The organism is Barnesiella sp. An22 (genome assembly GCF_002159975.1).
GTDB classification, from domain to species: Bacteria; Bacteroidota; Bacteroidia; order Bacteroidales; family Barnesiellaceae; genus Barnesiella; species Barnesiella merdigallinarum.
Genome location: NZ_NFJR01000007.1, coordinates 71,315 through 88,537, shown reverse-complemented (window position 1 = coordinate 88,537; position 17,223 = coordinate 71,315). Strand labels below are relative to the sequence as shown.

Genomic DNA, 17,223 nt, shown 5'->3' with positions numbered 1-17,223 from the left:
TAATATGTTTTACAACATAAAACCCCTTATTTTACATTAGCTAATCAATCCCCAGTTTTTTTGTCTTTCGAAGATCCGGCTCAACTCTTTTCGTACGATATAATTTTCAGGATGTTCCAGTCGTTCGTCGCTGTCGAGCAGCGCGTTGGCTTCGTCGCGAGCCGCCTGCAAGATTTGGCCGTCTTTGGCCAGGTTGGCAATTTGCAGGTTGAAGGCGATGCCGCTCTGTTGGGTTCCCTCCATATCGCCGGGCCCGCGCATCTGCATGTCGGCTTCGGCAATGCGGAATCCGTCGTTGGTCTCGGTCATCAGTTCGAGCCGTTTGCGGGTATCCTGGTTTATTTTGTACGAGGTCATCAGTATGCAGTACGACTGCTCGGCTCCGCGGCCTACACGGCCTCGTAACTGGTGCAGCTGGGCCAGTCCGAACCGCTCGGCATTCTCGATAATCATGACCGAGGCGTTGGGTACATTCACCCCCACTTCGATGACGGTTGTGGCTACCATGATTTGCGCCTCGCCCGAGACGAACCGCTGCATCTGCTCCTCCTTCTCGGCTGCCTTCATCTTGCCGTGAACCATGCACACCCGGTACTCGGGGAACACCTCGCGTATGTGGTCGTAGCCCTCCTCGAGGTTTTTCAGGTCGCTCTTCTCGCTCTCCTGGATGAGGGGGTAGACGATATAGGCCTGCCGACCTATCTGCAACTGCTTGCGCAGGGCGGCATAGAGTTGGCCTCGCTTGCTGTCGTATTGGAGCAGGGTCTGTATGGGTTTGCGGCCGGGGGGCAGCTGGTCGATGACCGATACGTCGAGGTCGCCGTAGACCGTCATGGCCAGGGTGCGGGGGATAGGGGTGGCCGTCATCACCAGAATGTGGGGCGGCGTGGTGTTTTTGTGCCAGAGGCGGGAGCGCTGTTCTACGCCGAACCGGTGCTGCTCGTCGATGACGACAAAGCCCAGGTTGGCGAAGTGGACCGTATCTTCGAGCAGGGCATGGGTGCCGATGAGCAGGTTGACCTCGCCGGTGAGCAGCCCCTCGAGAATGGGGGCCCTCCGCTTCTTGGTGACCGACCCGGTGAGCAGCTCGATGCGCACCCCCAGAGGCTCGACCATCGTTCTCAACCCCTCGTAGTGCTGGGTGGCCAGTATCTCGGTGGGGGCCATCAGGCAAGCCTGGTAGCCGTTGTCGACGGCGATAAGCATGCTCATGAGGGCCACCAGGGTTTTGCCGCTGCCCACGTCGCCTTGCAGCAGCCGGTTCATCTGCCGGCCGCTGCCCATGTCGGCCCGTATCTCTTTGATGACCCGCTTTTGGGCTTGGGTGAGCTCAAAGGGAAGTATGTGGTGGTAGAAGTTGTTGAAGCAGTCGCCGATGTGGTCGAACCGGAATCCGCCCAGTTTCTGGTTGCGCAGCCGGGTGTATCGCAGGATGTGGAGCTGCAGATAGAAGAGCTCTTCGAATTTGAGCCGCATCTCGGCCCGGCGCAGGTGGCCGACCGATATGGGGAAATGGATGTTGCGCAGGGCATCGGTAATCCCCATCAGTTGCATGTGGGCGATGACGGGGGCGGGCAAGGTTTCGGGCAGTGGGGCCTGTATGCTGGTTAGCAGGGTGTAGACCATCTTTTGCAGCGCCTTGGAGTTGAGAAAGGCGTTCTTCATTTTCTCGGTCGTGTTGTAGTAGCCTTGCAGACCGGTGGTGTTGTCGATGCGGTCGTCGATGGGGTCGAGCTCGGGGTGGGCAATGTTGAATTTCCCGTTGAAAAGGGTAGGCCGTCCGAACAGGGTATACTCCGTGCCCGGCTTGTATCGCTCGGTGATGTAGCGGATGCCCTTGAACCATACCAGCTCGATTACCCCTGTGCCATCGGAAAACAGGGCGGTGAGACGCCGGCGGGCACCCTCGCCGTGGGTATTGTACGAGACGATGCGTCCCCGCAGTTGGATGTAGGGCATGGAGCCGTCGATCTCGCTTATCTTGTAGGTCTTGCTGCGGTCGATGTATTTGTAGGGGTAGTAGTGGAGCAGATCGAGATAGGTATGTATCTCCAGCTCCTTGTTGAGGAGGTCGGCCCGTTTGGGCCCGACTCCGGGCAGGTATTTTATATCGAGTTTGGCGAGGTCGGTCATCGGGCGAGCAGAATTTCGGCCAAAGCCAGGTCTATGGGTAGGGTTATCTTCAGATTCTCGCGGTTGCCCTCGACCAGGCGGGGAGCGTATCCAGCCGCCTCGTAGACCGAGGCATCGTCGGTGAAGGTCTCGCGATAGGGTTGGTCATAGGCCTCTTTGATTTCGTGGCAGCGGAAGGTCTGCGGGGTTTGTACGGCCACGAAGCGGCTGCGGTCCACCGCCAGGCTCGAACCGTCGGGGCCCAGTTGCCGCAGCGAGTCGGTGAGCGGTAGGGTAGGTATGGCACCGCCATACTCTTGTGCCGTAGCGAAGCAACGCTCGATAACGGTGTGGGCGACCAGCGGGCGCACTCCGTCGTGAATGGCCACGAGCCCCTCGTCGGGGAGCAGGGCCAACCCGTTGCGCACCGAGTGGAAGCGGGTTTCTCCACCCGAGGCGATGCGGTGGGGAATGTCGATATGGAACTCTTGACATAGCGCCTTCCAATATGCCTGCTGCGAGGCGGGGAGTACGACCACCAACTCTATCGTGGGGTCGAAGCGGTAGAAGTTGTCGAGCGTATGGGCCAATATGGGTTTCCCGGCCAGACGCAAAAACTGTTTGGGCAGCTCGCTGCCCATGCGAGTACCTTTGCCGCCGGCTACTATGATGGCATATCGTTTCATCGATGACACTGCTGGATGGTTCATGTTTACAAATATAGGGCTTTATTTTGGCTTGACGAAATAAAAAAAAGAGGCTGTCTCAAAATAGAAAATAGAGATAGGGTTACTTACAATCTATAAGCTACAACATAAAAATCTCCTGCTTTTAGTCCTATAATTGCAATAAACAAGGGCTAAAGCAGGAGATTTTTTACTTCTAGGTTTTAATCTATAAGATTTTTACTTTTGCAATTCTATTTTGAGACAGCCTCTTTATGGTTTGAGTGATAAGTCGTATCAGAGTCTTACCTTGGCACGCTTCACGCTGCCGGCCGTTTGAACCTCGACGATGTAAACGCCCTTGAGGTTGGCGGCATTGATTATGGCCGATTCGGTGGCAGGACTTTCGGTGATGCAGAGGCTACCGCTCATCGAGTATACCTTAACCAGCTCGATGGGACTGCCAGCCTCGATGCGGATATTGCCCGAGCGGTCGGTAAATATCTTGGTGGCAGCTTCGGCCGTGTGGTCGATACCGGTGATGATGGTCAGCTCGAAGTTCTGTTCGATGTCGTCGCCTTCATTTACGGTAACCGTTACTCCGTCTACGGCGGTGTATTGGTCTTTCGTCACACTCATTTCATACTCTTTGCCCGGTTGCAGTACGGAGATGCTGTAAGCACCGCTGGCATCGGTCGTGGCCGAGTAGATGACTTCGCCCGATTGCATGGTGACCGTAGCACCTTCGATAGGTTCGTCACTGTCGGCACGGGTAACGATACCGTGAACAACAGGAGCCTCGGCAGCCAGACCCAGTTTGATGGTCATAATGCTCTCTTTGTAGCCCGGTACGTATGAGCCATTTGTCCAGGCATCCATGTAGTCGGCCGATGTGTTACCGTCGAACGAGTAGGCCTTCATCGATCTGAGGTTGCCCTCCGACAGGAAGAACTGGGCATTGTCACGAGGAGCATAAGCCGTAGAGTCGACCGAAACAATGAGGCTAATGTTGCCACCATTGTAGGTAATGGGCGTTTCGGGACGCATCTCGAAGTAGAGAGGAGCCTCTTGAGTACCGCCGATTTCGAATCTCAGGTCTGCACCGATGTGAGAGAGGCCTTCGATGTCGGCAGCCGACATGGCTTCGGTGGTCAGTTCGGTCTTGTCGGTGTTGCCGAACCAGACGTTGATTCTATACCCTTGTACGGTAGAGTTGACGGCCAGATAGGGCAGGTTGATCGATTCGATTACATCGCCTTCGGTCAGACCGTCGAGCAAATCGGGCGTATAGAGCGTCTCGAAGAGGAGGTGCTTGTAGTACGTCGTCGATGTGGGGGAGTTCAAGTCGCCAATCATGATGGCCGAAATCAAGGTCTCTTCGGCTACATCTACCGTAATGGTATCGGTCGAAGTTACGGCGCCGTTGAGGGTCAACAGAGCGTAGATGTGGGCTTCGCCAACGGTATGAGGAGTCCACGAGCAAGTGTAGCTCTTGGTGTCGCCCAGCGTCATGTCTTCCACCTCGTAGTGGCCAATGGTTTCGTCGCCATTCATCAGGTCGATCGAGTAGCTGTCGGCCGTTTCATCTTCGATACCCAGGCAAGCGATTTCGATGGTAAAGTCTTGCGAGTAGTTGACCATACCCTTGGTCGAGCCTGTGAAATTCTTGATGTCGAGTCGGTGATCTTGATAAACTACTTGCGGGCCATAAACCAGATCGAGGTAGGTTCTCGTGCTGGCAAATGCCAGGTAGTAGTCACCCTCTGTAAAGTCGTCGGGCATGTAGACGGCCATGGGTTCCCAGTCGTTCCAATACGAAGCGTATACGTAAATCGATTTCAACGGATTCCAGTTCTTACCGTCGGCCGAGTAGTAGATCTCTGTTCCGTAGCCCGTTGAGCTTGCGGCTTTGAGCGAGAATGCGATGGAGTCGCCGGCTGCCAGGTGGAGCAGCGGGGTCACGAGTGTATCGGGTTCGGTGCTCGTAACGGCTGCACAAGCCTTCCCTTCGTAGGGCGAGCTGGTGCTCTTGCTCCATTGACCTTGTTTTACATCCCACAGGATGGGCGGGAATACATCGCCTTCGAACGACTCGAGCAAAGTGGTTGCGGCCAGCATGGTTCCCGATACGGCAAATTTCGTGTTGCCTATACCGTCGTGTTCTACGGTAATGCTGTCGGCGTAGTGTCCCGGGGTTGCATCGAAGGTGATCTGAATCGTATCGGAGCCGCTGCTGGGAATGACGATAGGCAATTCGGCCTGTACCGTGAATGCCGAGTTCTCAGGGGCCGTGAAGCTCGAGATGGTGAGGGCGCCGTTGTTGCTGCTGTTCTTGATGACGTAGTCGAGAGTCATGGCTTTGTTGGTCATGCCAAAGACCAGTTCAGGCAAAGAGGCTGAGCCCTTGTTGGGTCTGATGGTCAGGTTGTTTCCTGTTTGCATTACAACGAAGTGCGTGTTCTCTACACCGTTGGCGATTACATTGAACATGAGTTTGCTGATCTCGTCGTCGCATTCGATGAGCATGTAGCCGCTGATGGTCTTCTCTTCGTTGGTAGCAATGGCCGGGCCGGGTATTACGTTGTCCTCGTAGAGTGTATACTCGTCACCGTTCTGGATATAGGTCTTGTACGAAACACCTTCGACGGGAGCGTTGTTCTCATCGACCAGTTGGGTGGTGAAGTTGTAGCTTCCGGCTTCGATAGCCTGGGTACCGATATTCTTGAACGTAAACTGTATGGTATTGTCGGTAGCCTTTTCTTCACCGGCATACAGCGACATCCAACTGCTCGGACGGTTGAGCGAGTTTTTCTGCAGTTGTATACCTTTGGTAATCTCTTGGTGTGCGAATGCCATGAAATTGTCGAGATAAGAGTTGCTCATCAGGAAAGCGATACGCGAACCTTCGGGCACATCTTCGAGTATAATAGGTGTCCAATTGGTCGTGCTGGCTCCCAACTCGATTTCGGTCTTGTTGCCGGATGCGTCAACCAGGAAGGCTTCGAATATGGATGAGGCCGAATATACCTTCTTGAAGTCGAAAGTGACTTTACCCGAGACTACGGGCGAGTAGATGGTGTCGAGCGATGAGGTGTCGCCCCAGTAGTCTACGGCGGCAGTCAGTACGTTCGACCCGTCTTCACCGACTCCGGTCTTGATCGAGTAGGTGGTTTCGTTACCATCGGCTACCACTACCCATTCGGCCGGCAGGTTGGTCGAGTTGTCGAAGGTCTCGTAGTACGAGGTTGCCGGATAGGTCTCGGCCTGGAGGGAGATGGTGTCGTTGCCGCCGTTGGTCGTGATATAGAGGTTGTCGCTGAACGGACCTACTTCACTGTTCGAGAAGCTGACCGTGAAGGTCTTTTGTTCGTTGAACGGAATGCTGGCCGTCTCGGGAGTAACCGAGAAGGAGGAGTTTGCATCGGCCATCGCGAGGTTGACCTCCAATACGTTGGTACCTACGTTGGAGAGGGTAAATTCTTGCGAAGCTGTTTCGCCGGCTTTTACAAAGCCCAGATTTATCGACTCGGTCGTATTGCCCAGGCACGGGGTGTTGGGCAACAGCTCGATTTTGATATCGTCGATGGTGTTGTAGCTTACATATTCTTGAATAGCTTCGATGATGACGAAGAACTCTTTTCCGGCATAGTCGGCAGGGATATTGACCTCCATCTTGTACATGGCATCCATCATAATCTCGCTGCCGCCACATTTTGTCGCATGGAGTATGGGCTCGACCAGAGTCGTTACGGTATTGTCGCCGTTGATGACGATATTCCCTGCGTCGTCGTAGCTGTAGATGTCGCCGACGGTGTTGACATATACCTTGAACCCTTCGTTGGGTTTGTTGGTTCCGCCCTGGCGGCGCATGTAGAACGATATTTTACCACTCCTGTCGGCTGCAAATTTCAATTTGGGGCTTATCAGCAGAGCTGTAGCTGTGGCTTGTACATCGTTGGCTTGCAGCGATTTGCTCCCGCGTACGTATGCCGTGGTCGTACAGATGTTCCAGTTGGTGGGGGTTCCGCTGGTGGTGTATCCCTGTTTCAAGGTCCAGGGGGTTATGCCCATGTTGGGCAGAGTGCTGTCAAGGCTTTCGAAATCTTCGAAGAGGGGAGCCTGGTCGGTAATCTCGATAAACGAGTAGCCAGTACCGGAGAGGGATATCGTCTGTTCGTCGGTATTGCTTTGAATGGTCAAGGTCCCGGAAACCTCGTCGGCCGAACTCGGTGTGAACTTGATTTGGTAGCTCTTCTCTCCTCCCAAGCTTTCGATGGTGTCGGGGTATGAGGGAGGCGCAACCATCTCGAATGCGGGGTTGGAGAAATTGAAGGACGAGATATAAAGGTCGCCGCCACCTGTATTGCGGATAGTGAGTGTGGCGATTGAACTTGTCCCGGTTGCCGTAAGCGGGAATTCGAGCGACGAACTTACCGCAATGGAAGGCGAGCTGGATAGTTTCTCGATGCGCACGTTGTCGATGGCTGCCGAACCTTCGCCGGTCATGTCGTCGTTATGCCACATGAACACTATTTTGTAGGTACCGGGGGTGAGTTTCTGTAAACTGGTCCGGCTCTCCCAGGTGTATTGGTTCACAAGGTAGCTCTCGCTGGTGAGCGAGATGCAACCTTCGGGGAGAGATACCTGATAGGGGGCGCTGCTGGCGGTGAACACGGCGTCGCCCGGAGCCAGTAAGGCGTCGGCATAGTCATACATACCCCAATCGGATCTTTCGCCCAGCACGTTGCAATCGAAAGAAATCGAGTAGGAAGCCTCTTCGGTGATTTCGATCGTGCGATAGGCAAATACTGTCGAGGGGGCATCGGTGTTATAACCACTGGTCGCACCGCCGTCGTTCGAGATGTACAGCCCCTTTTCGCCACTTTGTTTATCGGCTGTACCTATGTGCCATTGGTTGGAGAGGTCGCCATTGACGAGTGTCCACTGTGCGTTTTCTGTATCGTCCTCAAAACCGCAGAAATACGGATAGGTCTGTGCATGAGTGATTGGTATGAATCCTAATAGACTCATTACCAAACCAATGCAGGTGAGTAGATAAGATTTTTTCATAATTAAAACTTATTAGTGAAGATTTATATAAAAAGTGATGTCTTATTTTGTATTTTGCAAATATAGAAAAATAATTGAAAAAATGATATGTAAAAGCTGATTTTTTCGTCGAAATGTAGCTTTTTATCTATTTTGTGCAATAAATATCTATTTCAGGTTTTTTTAGATTCTCCTTCGGCAGGGAAGCGGTAGCACGGAAGGCGGGTCGTTGAGAACGGCAGATTACGACAGGGGCAGACCGTAGCCCGACGGTCTCTATACAGGCAGCGGGTCGATGACTCCTGTATAATATATTATTGTAGATCGAGCGGTTTCTGCCGTCGTGCTATCGCAGGGTGGGCGGCGCGATAGGTTTGGGTGTAGACTAAATGGTTGGTTGACAGAATGGTATGAAAAATAAAAAAAGAGCTTTTTCTCAAAAGCTCTTCCTTTATAGGTTTTCAATAGGTATTAATTTTTTTAAGGTAAAAAAGATTGTTTTAGGTTATTGACACAAAGGACAACTTTTTTTTGCAGATACGCAAACAAAAAAATATGTTTTATAATATGGTTTTTTAATTACTTTTGAGGTTTTTCGGGTTGTAAATTGTTGTTAAATAATTGATTGGGATTAAATTCTTTACTTCTCTTTGAATGTGTAAAAAATATTAAAATAGATATTTTGACATCATTTTTGCCTCATTCTTCGATGTAATCATACAAATTTAAACCCGTTTCATCGAATACTGCATAGGATGGATTTTTAATCCAGTCGCCCAAGATGACGATGCGGCTTTGCTGGGGCAGAGCTAAGTCGAGCAGGATGTGCCGGTGGCCGAAGATAAAGCAGTCGATGGGGTGCTCTTTGCGGTACTCTTTGGCAAAGCACACCAAGTGTTCGTTCTTCTCGCCCCGATACTCGGCATAGTCGTCGCCGGCCTTGCGGCTGTGGGCCGACCAACGCAGGGCAAAAGCTACGGTCCACCGTGGGTGTATGGCGGCGTAGAGGCGTTGGCAGAACCGATTGCGGAAGATGCTGCGCAGCAGCCGGAACGAACGGTCGCGATGCCCCACGTTGTCGCCGTGCGAGAGGAAAAAACGCTTTCCGCCAATCTCGGTGATGAGGGTACCGTCGTGTATGGTGATGCCCAACTCGTGGGGCAGGTAGTCGAAAATCCAGATGTCGTGGTTGCCGATGAACCAGTGTATGTCGACACCACTGTCGCTCAGCTCGGCCAGCTTGCCGAAGAAGCGGGTGAAGCCGCGAGGCACTACGTAGCGGTACTCGTACCAGTAGTCGAGTATGTCGCCCAGCAGGTAGAGGGTACTGGCATCGGCCTTGATGCTGTCGAGCCATCGCACGATGCGACGTTCGTATTCCAAGGGATTCTCGATGTATCGGGCTCCCAGGTGAAAATCAGAAGCAAAATAGGTTTTAGTCCCGGGCATAGGCAATACGGTTTACAGAAGTCCGAGCTCGAGTTTGGCCTCTTCGCTCATCATGTCCTTGTCCCATTCGGGTTCGAATACGAGTTGAATGTCGACGCTCTTTACATTTTCGATACTCTCGAGTTTCATGCGCACATCCTCGATGATGAAGTCGGCCGCCGGGCAGTTGGGGGCGGTGAGTGTCATCGCTATCTTCACGGCGCCGTCGTTTACCTCGATGTCATAGACGAGCCCCAGGTCGTATATGTTGACCGGAATCTCGGGATCGTAGACGGTTTTCAGCATCTTTACGATCTCTTCTTCGATGGTCGGTTTGTTGTCTGTGATATCCATAAGTCGAAGTCTTGTTTTTTTCGATTGTCGAAGATACGCTATTTTTTTTGATAGCCGATAAGAGTCTGTAAATTTTTGTATTTCTTGTCGATTTCTCGTTCGATTTTGTGATTTTAATATATTTTATCTTATCTTTGTGCAAAGAGGTGTCGCGAAATGGGTTATAGAAATAGTCTGTTCTGCGACTAAAAATTAGAAATACAAATAAAAAGAGATTTATGAAAAAGACAGTTTTTTGTGTAGCTCTCATTGCTGCCTTGTTTTTGGCGATTCCGGCCAATGCACAGTTTAAGTTTGGACCCAAGCTTGGTGTGAACATCTCGTCTCTCTCTCTGGGTGGAAACTTGTCTGAGAATTTGAAATCGAACAATATCACGAGTTTTACGGGTGGTATCATGGCCGAGTTTATGGTGCCCGTTATCGGGGTGGGCCTCGATGCTAGTGTGATGTACTCTCGCAAAGGATCTACCTTGAAAGAGGTTACTTCCAACCTGACAGAGACGCATCACACCGATTATATAGAGATACCTATCAACCTGAAGTATAAATTCTCGTTGCCGGTGGTAGGGTCGTTTATGTCGCCCTTTGTCTATGCCGGTCCCAGTTTTGCCTTCCGGGTAGGCGACAACTTGGCCGATCAGTACAAGAACAAGAGCTTCGAGACGGCCATCAACGTAGGTCTCGGTCTCGAGTTCTTCAGCCATTTGCAGATTGCAGCCCAGTATGGTTGGGGCTTGGGCAAGACCATGGAGCTCGATGACAATCTGATCAATGCAACCTTGAACGGTAAGAGCCGGGCATGGACCGTAACGGCAGCCTACCTCTTCTAAACGAAACAATATTTGATGCTGTATAAGCGGGGCTGGGAGCGTGACTCCCGGTCCCGCTCTTTTTTTGCCGTTTTCCCGCTTGTCTCGACACTCATTTTATGCTATCTTTGCTCATGGGAAGAGAGGCGTCGCGGCAGGAGGCTCGGGCACGTTTGGGCCTTGTGCATACGCCTTTCGCTACCTGCATACAGATTATACTGTTCGGGGGCAGCCCGAAAAAGAACCGCTTTAGATTATGAACACATTTGCCGACGTCGTCTTACCGCTACCGCTGTATAAATATTTTACCTATCGGGTGCCTGCCGATTGGCAGACTTCGTTGCAGCCGGGCAGTCGGGTGGTGGTGCCTTTTGGCCGCAAGAAGTACTACACGGCTATTGTGGCACGGCTGCACGATGTCATGCCCCAGGGTTACGAGGTGAAAGAGATTCTTTCGATTCTCGACGACCGTCCGGTATTGCGACGGCCGCAGTTGCGGTTCTGGGAGTGGATTGCCGACTATTACCTCTGCTCGGTGGGCGATGTCTACAAGGCGGCTCTGCCCTCGGGGTTGAAGCTCGAGAGCGAGACGGTCGTGACGCTGAATGCCGAGTTCGAAGAGCCCGACGACGACCGGCTGAAGGAGCGCGAGTGGATGCTGCTGGCGGCTCTGGGAAAGAGGTCGCGCATGACCGTGCAGGAGCTCGAGAAGGAGAGCGGCATGCACAACATATTGCCCGTGTTGCGGCGTCTGCTGGAGCGCGAAGCGGTGTTCGTTTCGGAGCAAATCAAGGCACACTACCGTCCCAAGACCGAGACCTACATACGCCTCGCCTTTGCCCCGGGCGACGAGGCGGCTCTGCGCAGTGCCTTCGAGCGGGTGAAGCAGGCCAAGAAGCAGGAGGTAATGCTCCTCTCGTTTCTCGATTTGTCGCTCTTCATGCAGAAGGGCAAACTGCGCGAGGTTTCGCGCAAGGCGTTGCTCGACCGTTCGGGTGTCTCGTCGGCCGTGCTGGGGGCAATGGTCGAGAAGGGAATTTTCGAAGTCTATAAAAAAGAGATAAGCCGTTTCGATACGGCCACATTCACCGAGGGCGAGATAGCCCCGCTGAGCGAGTTGCAGCAGACGGCCTGCAACCAGATAGTCGAGTCGTTCAGGGAGCACGACGTCACGTTGCTGCACGGGGTCACCTCGAGCGGGAAGACCGAGATTTATGCCCACCTCATTCAACGGGTGCTGGCCGAGGGGCGGCAGGTGCTCTATCTGGTGCCCGAGATAGCTCTCACTACCCAGTTGACCAACCGGCTGCGCAAGATGTTCGGCGACAAGCTGGTGATCTATCACTCCAAGTTCTCGGACAACGAGCGGGTGGAGATATGGAATACTCTGCTCGACAGTCGCGAGCCCCGGCTTGTGCTGGGGGTGCGCTCGTCTATTTTTCTTCCCTTTGCCGACCTGGGGCTGGTGATTGTCGATGAGGAGCACGAGACCTCGTACAAGCAGTACGACCCGGCTCCCCGCTACCATGCCCGCAACGCCGCCATCGTGCTGGCTTCGATGCACGGTGCCAAAACCCTGCTGGGTACGGCTACTCCGGCCATCGAGACCTATTTCAATGCCCGGCAGGGCAAGTATGGGCTGGTGGAGCTGAAGAAGCGCTTCAACGATGTGGAGCTGCCCGAGATTATCCCGGTCGACGTCAAGGAGATGCGCAAGAAAAACCGCATGCAGGGGAACTTCACGCCCGAGCTGCTCAACCGCATGCAGCACGCCTTGCAGGCCGGCGAGCAGGTCATTCTGTTTCAGAACCGCCGGGGGTTTGCCCCCATGGTAGAGTGCAAGCAGTGTGCCTGGGTGCCCAAGTGCGAACATTGCGACGTGAGCCTCACCTATCACAAACGGTACAACCAGCTTACCTGCCACTATTGCGGCTATACCTACGAGATACCCAAGGTGTGCCCCGCCTGCGGACAGCCTACCATCGGGGTGATGGGTTTCGGTACCGAGCGCATCGAAGAGGATGTGGCCCGGCTTTTTCCCGAGGTACCGGTGTCGCGCATGGACCTGGACACCACCCGTTCGCGCAACGCCTACGAGCAGATTATCGACGACTTCTCGAAAGGGAAGAACAAGATTCTCATCGGCACGCAGATGATTACCAAGGGGCTGGACTTCGACCGGGTGAGCGTGGTGGGCATCTTGAGTGCTGACCAGATGATGAATTTCCCCGACTTCCGGGCCCACGAGCGGGCTTTCCAGATGATGGAGCAGGTGTCGGGCCGGGCCGGGCGTAAGAACAAGAAGGGGGTGGTGGTGCTGCAGACCTCCGACCCCTCGTCGCCTCTGATTCAGCAGGTCATTGCCCACGACTACGAGGGCATGTACAACCGGCAGTTGGCCGAACGCAAGGCTTTCTCCTATCCCCCTTATACCCGGTTGATATACATCTACCTGAAGCATCGCGACGAGACCCTCTTGCAGGAGCTTGCCGTGCGCTATACCACGGCGTTGCGCGAGGTTTTCGGCAGCCGGGTGCTGGGCCCCGACAATCCGCCGGTCGCCCGCATCCAGTCGCTCTATATCCGCAAGGTGGTGTTGAAGATGGAACTGGCGGCCTCGATGTCGCGGGTGAAGGAGATTTTGCGGCAGGTCTATGAAAACATGCTGGTCGACGACCGTTTCAAGTCGCTGCTGCTCTACTACGATGTAGACCCTCTTTGATGGAAATCTATGTGAAACATCAATTATAATCAACCATGAAACGTGGAATTTTATTCATTGCATTGTGCTGTTTGATGCCGGCTCTGGTATGGTCGGCCAACGAGAATTTGAAGTATGTCGATGCCTCGGGCCTCACCCTGGTGGGGAAGGCGATGCCTACTCCTGCGAACGTCTATCACCGGGTCGATGTGGAGAAGTATGGCAACATGCCCAAGCGGGTGAAAACCCTCTTTACCTATCCGGCCGGTCTGGCGGTCAGTTTCAAAACCAACAGCTCTACCGTGGTGGCCCGCTGGACTACTGCAGGGAAGCGGGTGATGGGCAACATGACTCCCATTGCCCAACGGGGGCTCGACCTCTATATGTACGACGACGAGGGTTGGATGCCGGTAGGTGAGGGCGTTCCCACGGCCGGAAAAACCCAACACGAGAGTCGTCTGGTCAAGGCCTTGAAGCCGGGCGAACATCGTTTCCTCCTGTATCTCCCCCTCTTCGACGAGATTACCTCGCTCGAAATCGGGGTCGATTCGGCTGCGGTCATCACGGCCGAGCCGTCGCCTTTCCGCCACACGGTACTCATCTACGGGTCGAGCATTCTGCACGGGGCTTCGGCCAGCCGTGCCGGGTTGGCCTATCCGGCCCGCATGGCCCGCAACACGGGTATCAACTTTGTCAATTTCGGGTTGAGCGGTAGCGGCAAGATGGAACCTGCTGTGGCCGACATGTTGAAGGACGTCGAGGCCGATGCCTTCGTGCTCGACTGCATGCCCAACCCCTCGCCCGAGGAGATTACCGAGCGCACCCACTATCTGGTGAAGACGATAAGCGAGCATCACCCCGGGGTACCTATTATTATGATTGAGACCTTCATGCGCGAGGACGGGTATAGCGACCAGCAGATGCACGAGCGTTGTGTCCGTCAGAGCGAGGCCTTTATCGCGCAGTACGAACAGCTGAAGAAGGAAGGGGTAAAAGACCTTTACCTCATTCGCGACAACCATGCTATCGGTACCGACCACGAAGGGACCATCGATGGCACGCATCCCAACGACCTGGGCTTCGACCGACTGGTGCAGCAGTACCAGCCCCAGATTATGAAGATATTGAAACGATACGGCATCCGGTGATACCTTGCCGGTTTCGGGATAATGACAAAGGCTCGGGGACAATTCCCCGAGCCTTTGCTGTGTGTGAGTATGGGTTGCGTCCTGTTATCGACGCGACAAAGCCTTTTCGATACCCTCGACTACCAGCGGTTCCATGATCTTGTAGCCGTCGATGGTGGGGTGCACGCCGTCTCGTCCGTAGGCGTCGTTCAGTCCCTTCTGGTCGTCGACGAGCGGTGTGTAGAAGTCGACATAGACAATCCGGTTAGCCTCGGCATAGGCTTTTATCTGTCGGTTCAGTTCGATAATCGTGTCGGCTGGTTTCACGTCGGGAGCCCAGCCGTAGCGGTTGGCGGGGAGCACCGAGCAGAGCACCACCTCGATGTCATTGGCCTGGGCCAACTGTACCATCGATTCGATGTTGTCCATAATCATCTCGACACTCGAGGGGCCCGTGTTGCCGGCAATGTCGTTGGTACCGGCCAGAATAACTACCGCCTTGGGCGAGAGGTCGATGACATCCTGACGGAAGCGCAGCAGCATCTGCGGCGAAGTCTGTCCGCTGATTCCCCGGCCCAGGTAGTTGTGGCTGGTGAAGAACTCGGGGTCCATCGAAGCCCAGTTTTGCGTGATGGAGTTACCCATGAATACCACCCAGCTCTTTTGGGCGTCGGAGGGGTCGTTGCGACGGGCCTCGAGGTTGGTCTGGTTGTCGCTGCGGTAGCGGTTGAGGTTGGGCCAGTCCTGGGCGGCGCACTCGGTGGCACAGGTGCCGGCCAGCAGCAGGGCCGACAGGAAAAGTTTAGCACTTGTTTTCATAAGACTTTTGTGAATTAAGTTGCACCACTACTCGGGTAGAAGCGCAACAGGGTAAATAATAAAGAATGTGTAACGGTTTAATGTGCCAAGGCCTGTTGGATAGACTTGACTACCAGCGGTTCGATGAGCTTGTACCCTTCGAGCGAGGGGTGAGCCGTGTCGATGCGGTAGGCCTCGTTCAGCCCTTTCTGGTCGTCGACGAGTACCGAGTAGTAGTCGGCAAAGGGGATGTGGTGGGCATCGGCGTAGGCCTTGATTTGTCGGTTCAGCTCGATAAGCAGGTCGGCCGGCTTCAGCTCGGGTATCCAGTAGAAGTGGTTCGAGGGGAGCACCGAGCAGAGCACCACCTCGATGCCGTTGGCCCGGGCCAACTCAACCATCGACTTGATGTTGTCCATAATCATCTCGATGCTCGAGGGGCCGGTGTTGCCGGCAATATCGTTGGCGCCGCCCAGAATGACGACCGCTTTCGGTTTGAGATCGATGACATCCTGACGGAAACGCAGCAGCATCTGCGGGGTGGTTTGGCCGTTGATACCTCGCCCCACAAAGTGGTTGTCGGTAAAGAAGTCGGGGTCTTTTTCGGTCCAGCCCTGGGTACCCGAGTCGCCCATGAAGACCACCCATGCCGTCTGGGCATCGTTGGGGTCGCTTTGTCGAGCCTCCATGAGGGCATGGTTGGCTTCGCGGTAGCAGTTGAGGTTGGGCCAGTCCTGGGCTGCACACTCCGGGGCGAAGGCTCCGGCCAGCAACAGGGCCGATACAAGAAGTTTAGCACTTGTTTTCATGGTGATGTAAATGAAAAGTACACTCCCGCAAGTGGGGAGTGTACCGAATGTGAATGAATAAAAGTCAATCGATTAGTAGGCGAAGATGGGATAGTCCTTCATCATGCCGTTTACCTTCTCGCGAACGGCTTTGATGACCGTTTCGCTTTCGGGGTTGGAGAGCACGGTGTCGATGAGTTCGACAATCTCGAGCATCATATCCTCTTTGGCACCGCGGGTAGTGATGGCCGGTGTACCTACACGGATACCCGAGGTCTGGAACGGCGAGCGGCTGTCAAACGGAACCATGTTCTTGTTGACCGTGATGTCGGCCTGAACCAGAGCCTTCTCGGCCACCTTGCCCGTCAGTTCGGGGAACTTGGTGCGCAGGTCGATGAGCATGCAGTGGTTGTCGGTACCGTTCGAGATAATCTTGTATCCCTTGTCCATGAAGGCTTGAGCCATGACGGCGGCATTCTTCTTCACCTGAGTCTGATAGTCGACATACTCGGGTTGCAGGGCCTCGCCGAAGGCTACGGCTTTGGCGGCAATCACGTGTTCGAGCGGGCCGCCCTGTACGCCGGGGAATACAGCCGAGTCGAGCAGAGCCGACATCTTCTTGATTTCGCCTTTGGGCGTCTTTTTGCCCCAGGGGTTGTCGAAGTCTTTGCCCATAAGGATGATACCGCCGCGGGGACCGCGCAGGGTCTTGTGAGTGGTCGAGGTGACGATGTGGGCATACTTGAGCGGATTCTCGAGCAGACCGGCGGCGATGAGGCCGGCGGGGTGAGCCATATCGACCATGAAGATGGCGCCGATTTCGTCGGCAATCTTACGCATGCGGGCGTAGTCCCATTCGCGCGAGTAGGCCGATGCACCGCCGATAATCAGTTTCGGACGCTCGCGCAGAGCCACCTCTTCCATCATATCGTAGTCGACATAACCGGTATCTTCTTTCACGCTGTATTCGAGCGGGTGGAACATCAGGCCCGAGAAGTTCACGGGGCTTCCGTGCGACAGGTGACCGCCGTGCGAGAGGTTCAGCCCCAGGAACTTGTCGCCCGGGTTGAGCACGGCCATGAATACGGCCATGTTGGCTTGGGCTCCCGAGTGCGGTTGCACGTTGGCCCACTCGGCGTTGAACAGCTTTTTGAGCCGGTCGATAGCCACTTGCTCGCTCTGGTCTACCACCTCGCAACCGCCGTAATAACGCTTGCCGGGATACCCTTCGGCGTATTTGTTGGTCAGGCACGAGCCCATGGCTTGCATCACTTGTTCGCTGACAAAGTTTTCAGAGGCAATCAATTCGATACCTTTACGTTGTCGTTGATTCTCTTTTTCGATAATGTCGAAAATGATGTTGTCTCTTTTCATGTTGGTTTTGTGTTAGTG

General features: G+C 54.2%; 11 protein-coding genes. 3 read left to right on the top strand and 8 right to left on the bottom strand.

Annotated elements, in window-relative coordinates; all coding sequences use genetic code 11:
* Positions 1 to 36: 36 nt before the first annotated feature.
* From recG to B5F38_RS08705, 5 genes are all read right to left on the bottom strand, one after another.
* On the bottom strand, positions 37 to 2,133 hold the full coding sequence (gene recG / locus B5F38_RS08725; protein ID WP_087408908.1) for an ATP-dependent DNA helicase RecG: 2,097 nt from the start codon (positions 2,131 to 2,133) through the stop codon (positions 37 to 39).
* Positions 2,130 to 2,798, bottom strand: a complete 669-nt coding sequence (locus B5F38_RS08720) for a 2-C-methyl-D-erythritol 4-phosphate cytidylyltransferase (RefSeq protein WP_087408907.1) — start codon at positions 2,796 to 2,798, stop codon at positions 2,130 to 2,132. Before B5F38_RS08720 ends, recG begins: the two co-directional genes overlap by 4 nt.
* A gap of 276 nt (positions 2,799 to 3,074) precedes the next feature.
* Entirely contained in the window at positions 3,075 to 7,847 is a 4,773-nt protein-coding gene (locus tag B5F38_RS08715; protein ID WP_087408906.1) for a choice-of-anchor D domain-containing protein, read from the bottom strand.
* 678 nt (positions 7,848 to 8,525) lie between these two features.
* On the bottom strand, positions 8,526 to 9,275 hold the full coding sequence (locus B5F38_RS08710; RefSeq protein WP_087408905.1) for a UDP-2,3-diacylglucosamine diphosphatase: 750 nt from the start codon (positions 9,273 to 9,275) through the stop codon (positions 8,526 to 8,528).
* A 12-nt stretch (positions 9,276 to 9,287) separates the two neighbouring features.
* A complete protein-coding gene (locus B5F38_RS08705; RefSeq protein WP_087408904.1) occupies positions 9,288 to 9,608 on the bottom strand; it encodes an iron-sulfur cluster assembly protein in 321 nt (106 codons plus the stop codon).
* Between the two features lie 218 nt (positions 9,609 to 9,826).
* Here B5F38_RS08705 and B5F38_RS08700 point away from each other — a divergent pair, with 218 nt between their 5' ends.
* From B5F38_RS08700 to B5F38_RS08690, 3 genes are all read left to right on the top strand, one after another.
* Positions 9,827 to 10,438 carry a porin family protein gene (locus tag B5F38_RS08700; protein ID WP_087408903.1) on the top strand — a complete coding sequence of 204 codons (612 nt, stop codon included), beginning with the start codon at positions 9,827 to 9,829 and terminating at the stop codon, positions 10,436 to 10,438.
* Positions 10,439 to 10,673: 235 nt separating this feature from the next.
* Complete coding sequence (priA, locus tag B5F38_RS08695; protein WP_087408902.1) at positions 10,674 to 13,139, top strand: primosomal protein N'; 2,466 nt, start codon at positions 10,674 to 10,676, stop codon at positions 13,137 to 13,139.
* A 35-nt stretch (positions 13,140 to 13,174) separates the two neighbouring features.
* Positions 13,175 to 14,266 carry an SGNH/GDSL hydrolase family protein gene (locus B5F38_RS08690; RefSeq protein ID WP_087408901.1) on the top strand — a complete coding sequence of 364 codons (1,092 nt, stop codon included), beginning with the start codon at positions 13,175 to 13,177 and terminating at the stop codon, positions 14,264 to 14,266.
* 84 nt (positions 14,267 to 14,350) lie between these two features.
* On the opposite strand, the gene B5F38_RS08685 is transcribed toward B5F38_RS08690, so the two are convergent.
* The 3 genes from B5F38_RS08685 to glyA all read right to left on the bottom strand — a co-directional run bounded on the left by B5F38_RS08685 (position 14,351) and on the right by glyA (position 17,205).
* Positions 14,351 to 15,064, bottom strand: coding sequence for an SGNH/GDSL hydrolase family protein (locus tag B5F38_RS08685; protein ID WP_087408900.1), 714 nt, complete (start codon positions 15,062 to 15,064; stop codon positions 14,351 to 14,353).
* Between the two features lie 77 nt (positions 15,065 to 15,141).
* Positions 15,142 to 15,852 carry an SGNH/GDSL hydrolase family protein gene (locus B5F38_RS08680; RefSeq protein ID WP_087408899.1) on the bottom strand — a complete coding sequence of 237 codons (711 nt, stop codon included), beginning with the start codon at positions 15,850 to 15,852 and terminating at the stop codon, positions 15,142 to 15,144.
* A 72-nt stretch (positions 15,853 to 15,924) separates the two neighbouring features.
* Positions 15,925 to 17,205 (bottom strand): serine hydroxymethyltransferase, encoded by a 1,281-nt coding sequence (gene glyA / locus B5F38_RS08675; protein WP_087408898.1) that lies wholly within the window; start codon positions 17,203 to 17,205, stop codon positions 15,925 to 15,927.
* Between the last annotated feature and the right edge of the window lie 18 nt (positions 17,206 to 17,223).

Excerpts from the sequence above, each read along its gene's own strand:
- recG (WP_087408908.1), bottom strand. The coding sequence starts at position 2,133 with ATGACCGACCTCGCCAAACTCGATATAAAATACCTGCCCGGAGTCGGG.
- B5F38_RS08720 (WP_087408907.1), bottom strand. The coding sequence starts at position 2,798 with ATGAAACGATATGCCATCATAGTAGCCGGCGGCAAAGGTACTCGCATG.
- B5F38_RS08715 (WP_087408906.1), bottom strand. The coding sequence starts at position 7,847 with ATGAAAAAATCTTATCTACTCACCTGCATTGGTTTGGTAATGAGTCTA.
- B5F38_RS08710 (WP_087408905.1), bottom strand. The coding sequence starts at position 9,275 with ATGCCCGGGACTAAAACCTATTTTGCTTCTGATTTTCACCTGGGAGCC.
- B5F38_RS08705 (WP_087408904.1), bottom strand. The coding sequence starts at position 9,608 with ATGGATATCACAGACAACAAACCGACCATCGAAGAAGAGATCGTAAAG.
- B5F38_RS08700 (WP_087408903.1), top strand. The coding sequence starts at position 9,827 with ATGAAAAAGACAGTTTTTTGTGTAGCTCTCATTGCTGCCTTGTTTTTG.
- priA (WP_087408902.1), top strand. The coding sequence starts at position 10,674 with ATGAACACATTTGCCGACGTCGTCTTACCGCTACCGCTGTATAAATAT.
- B5F38_RS08690 (WP_087408901.1), top strand. The coding sequence starts at position 13,175 with ATGAAACGTGGAATTTTATTCATTGCATTGTGCTGTTTGATGCCGGCT.
- B5F38_RS08685 (WP_087408900.1), bottom strand. The coding sequence starts at position 15,064 with ATGAAAACAAGTGCTAAACTTTTCCTGTCGGCCCTGCTGCTGGCCGGC.
- B5F38_RS08680 (WP_087408899.1), bottom strand. The coding sequence starts at position 15,852 with ATGAAAACAAGTGCTAAACTTCTTGTATCGGCCCTGTTGCTGGCCGGA.
- glyA (WP_087408898.1), bottom strand. The coding sequence starts at position 17,205 with ATGAAAAGAGACAACATCATTTTCGACATTATCGAAAAAGAGAATCAA.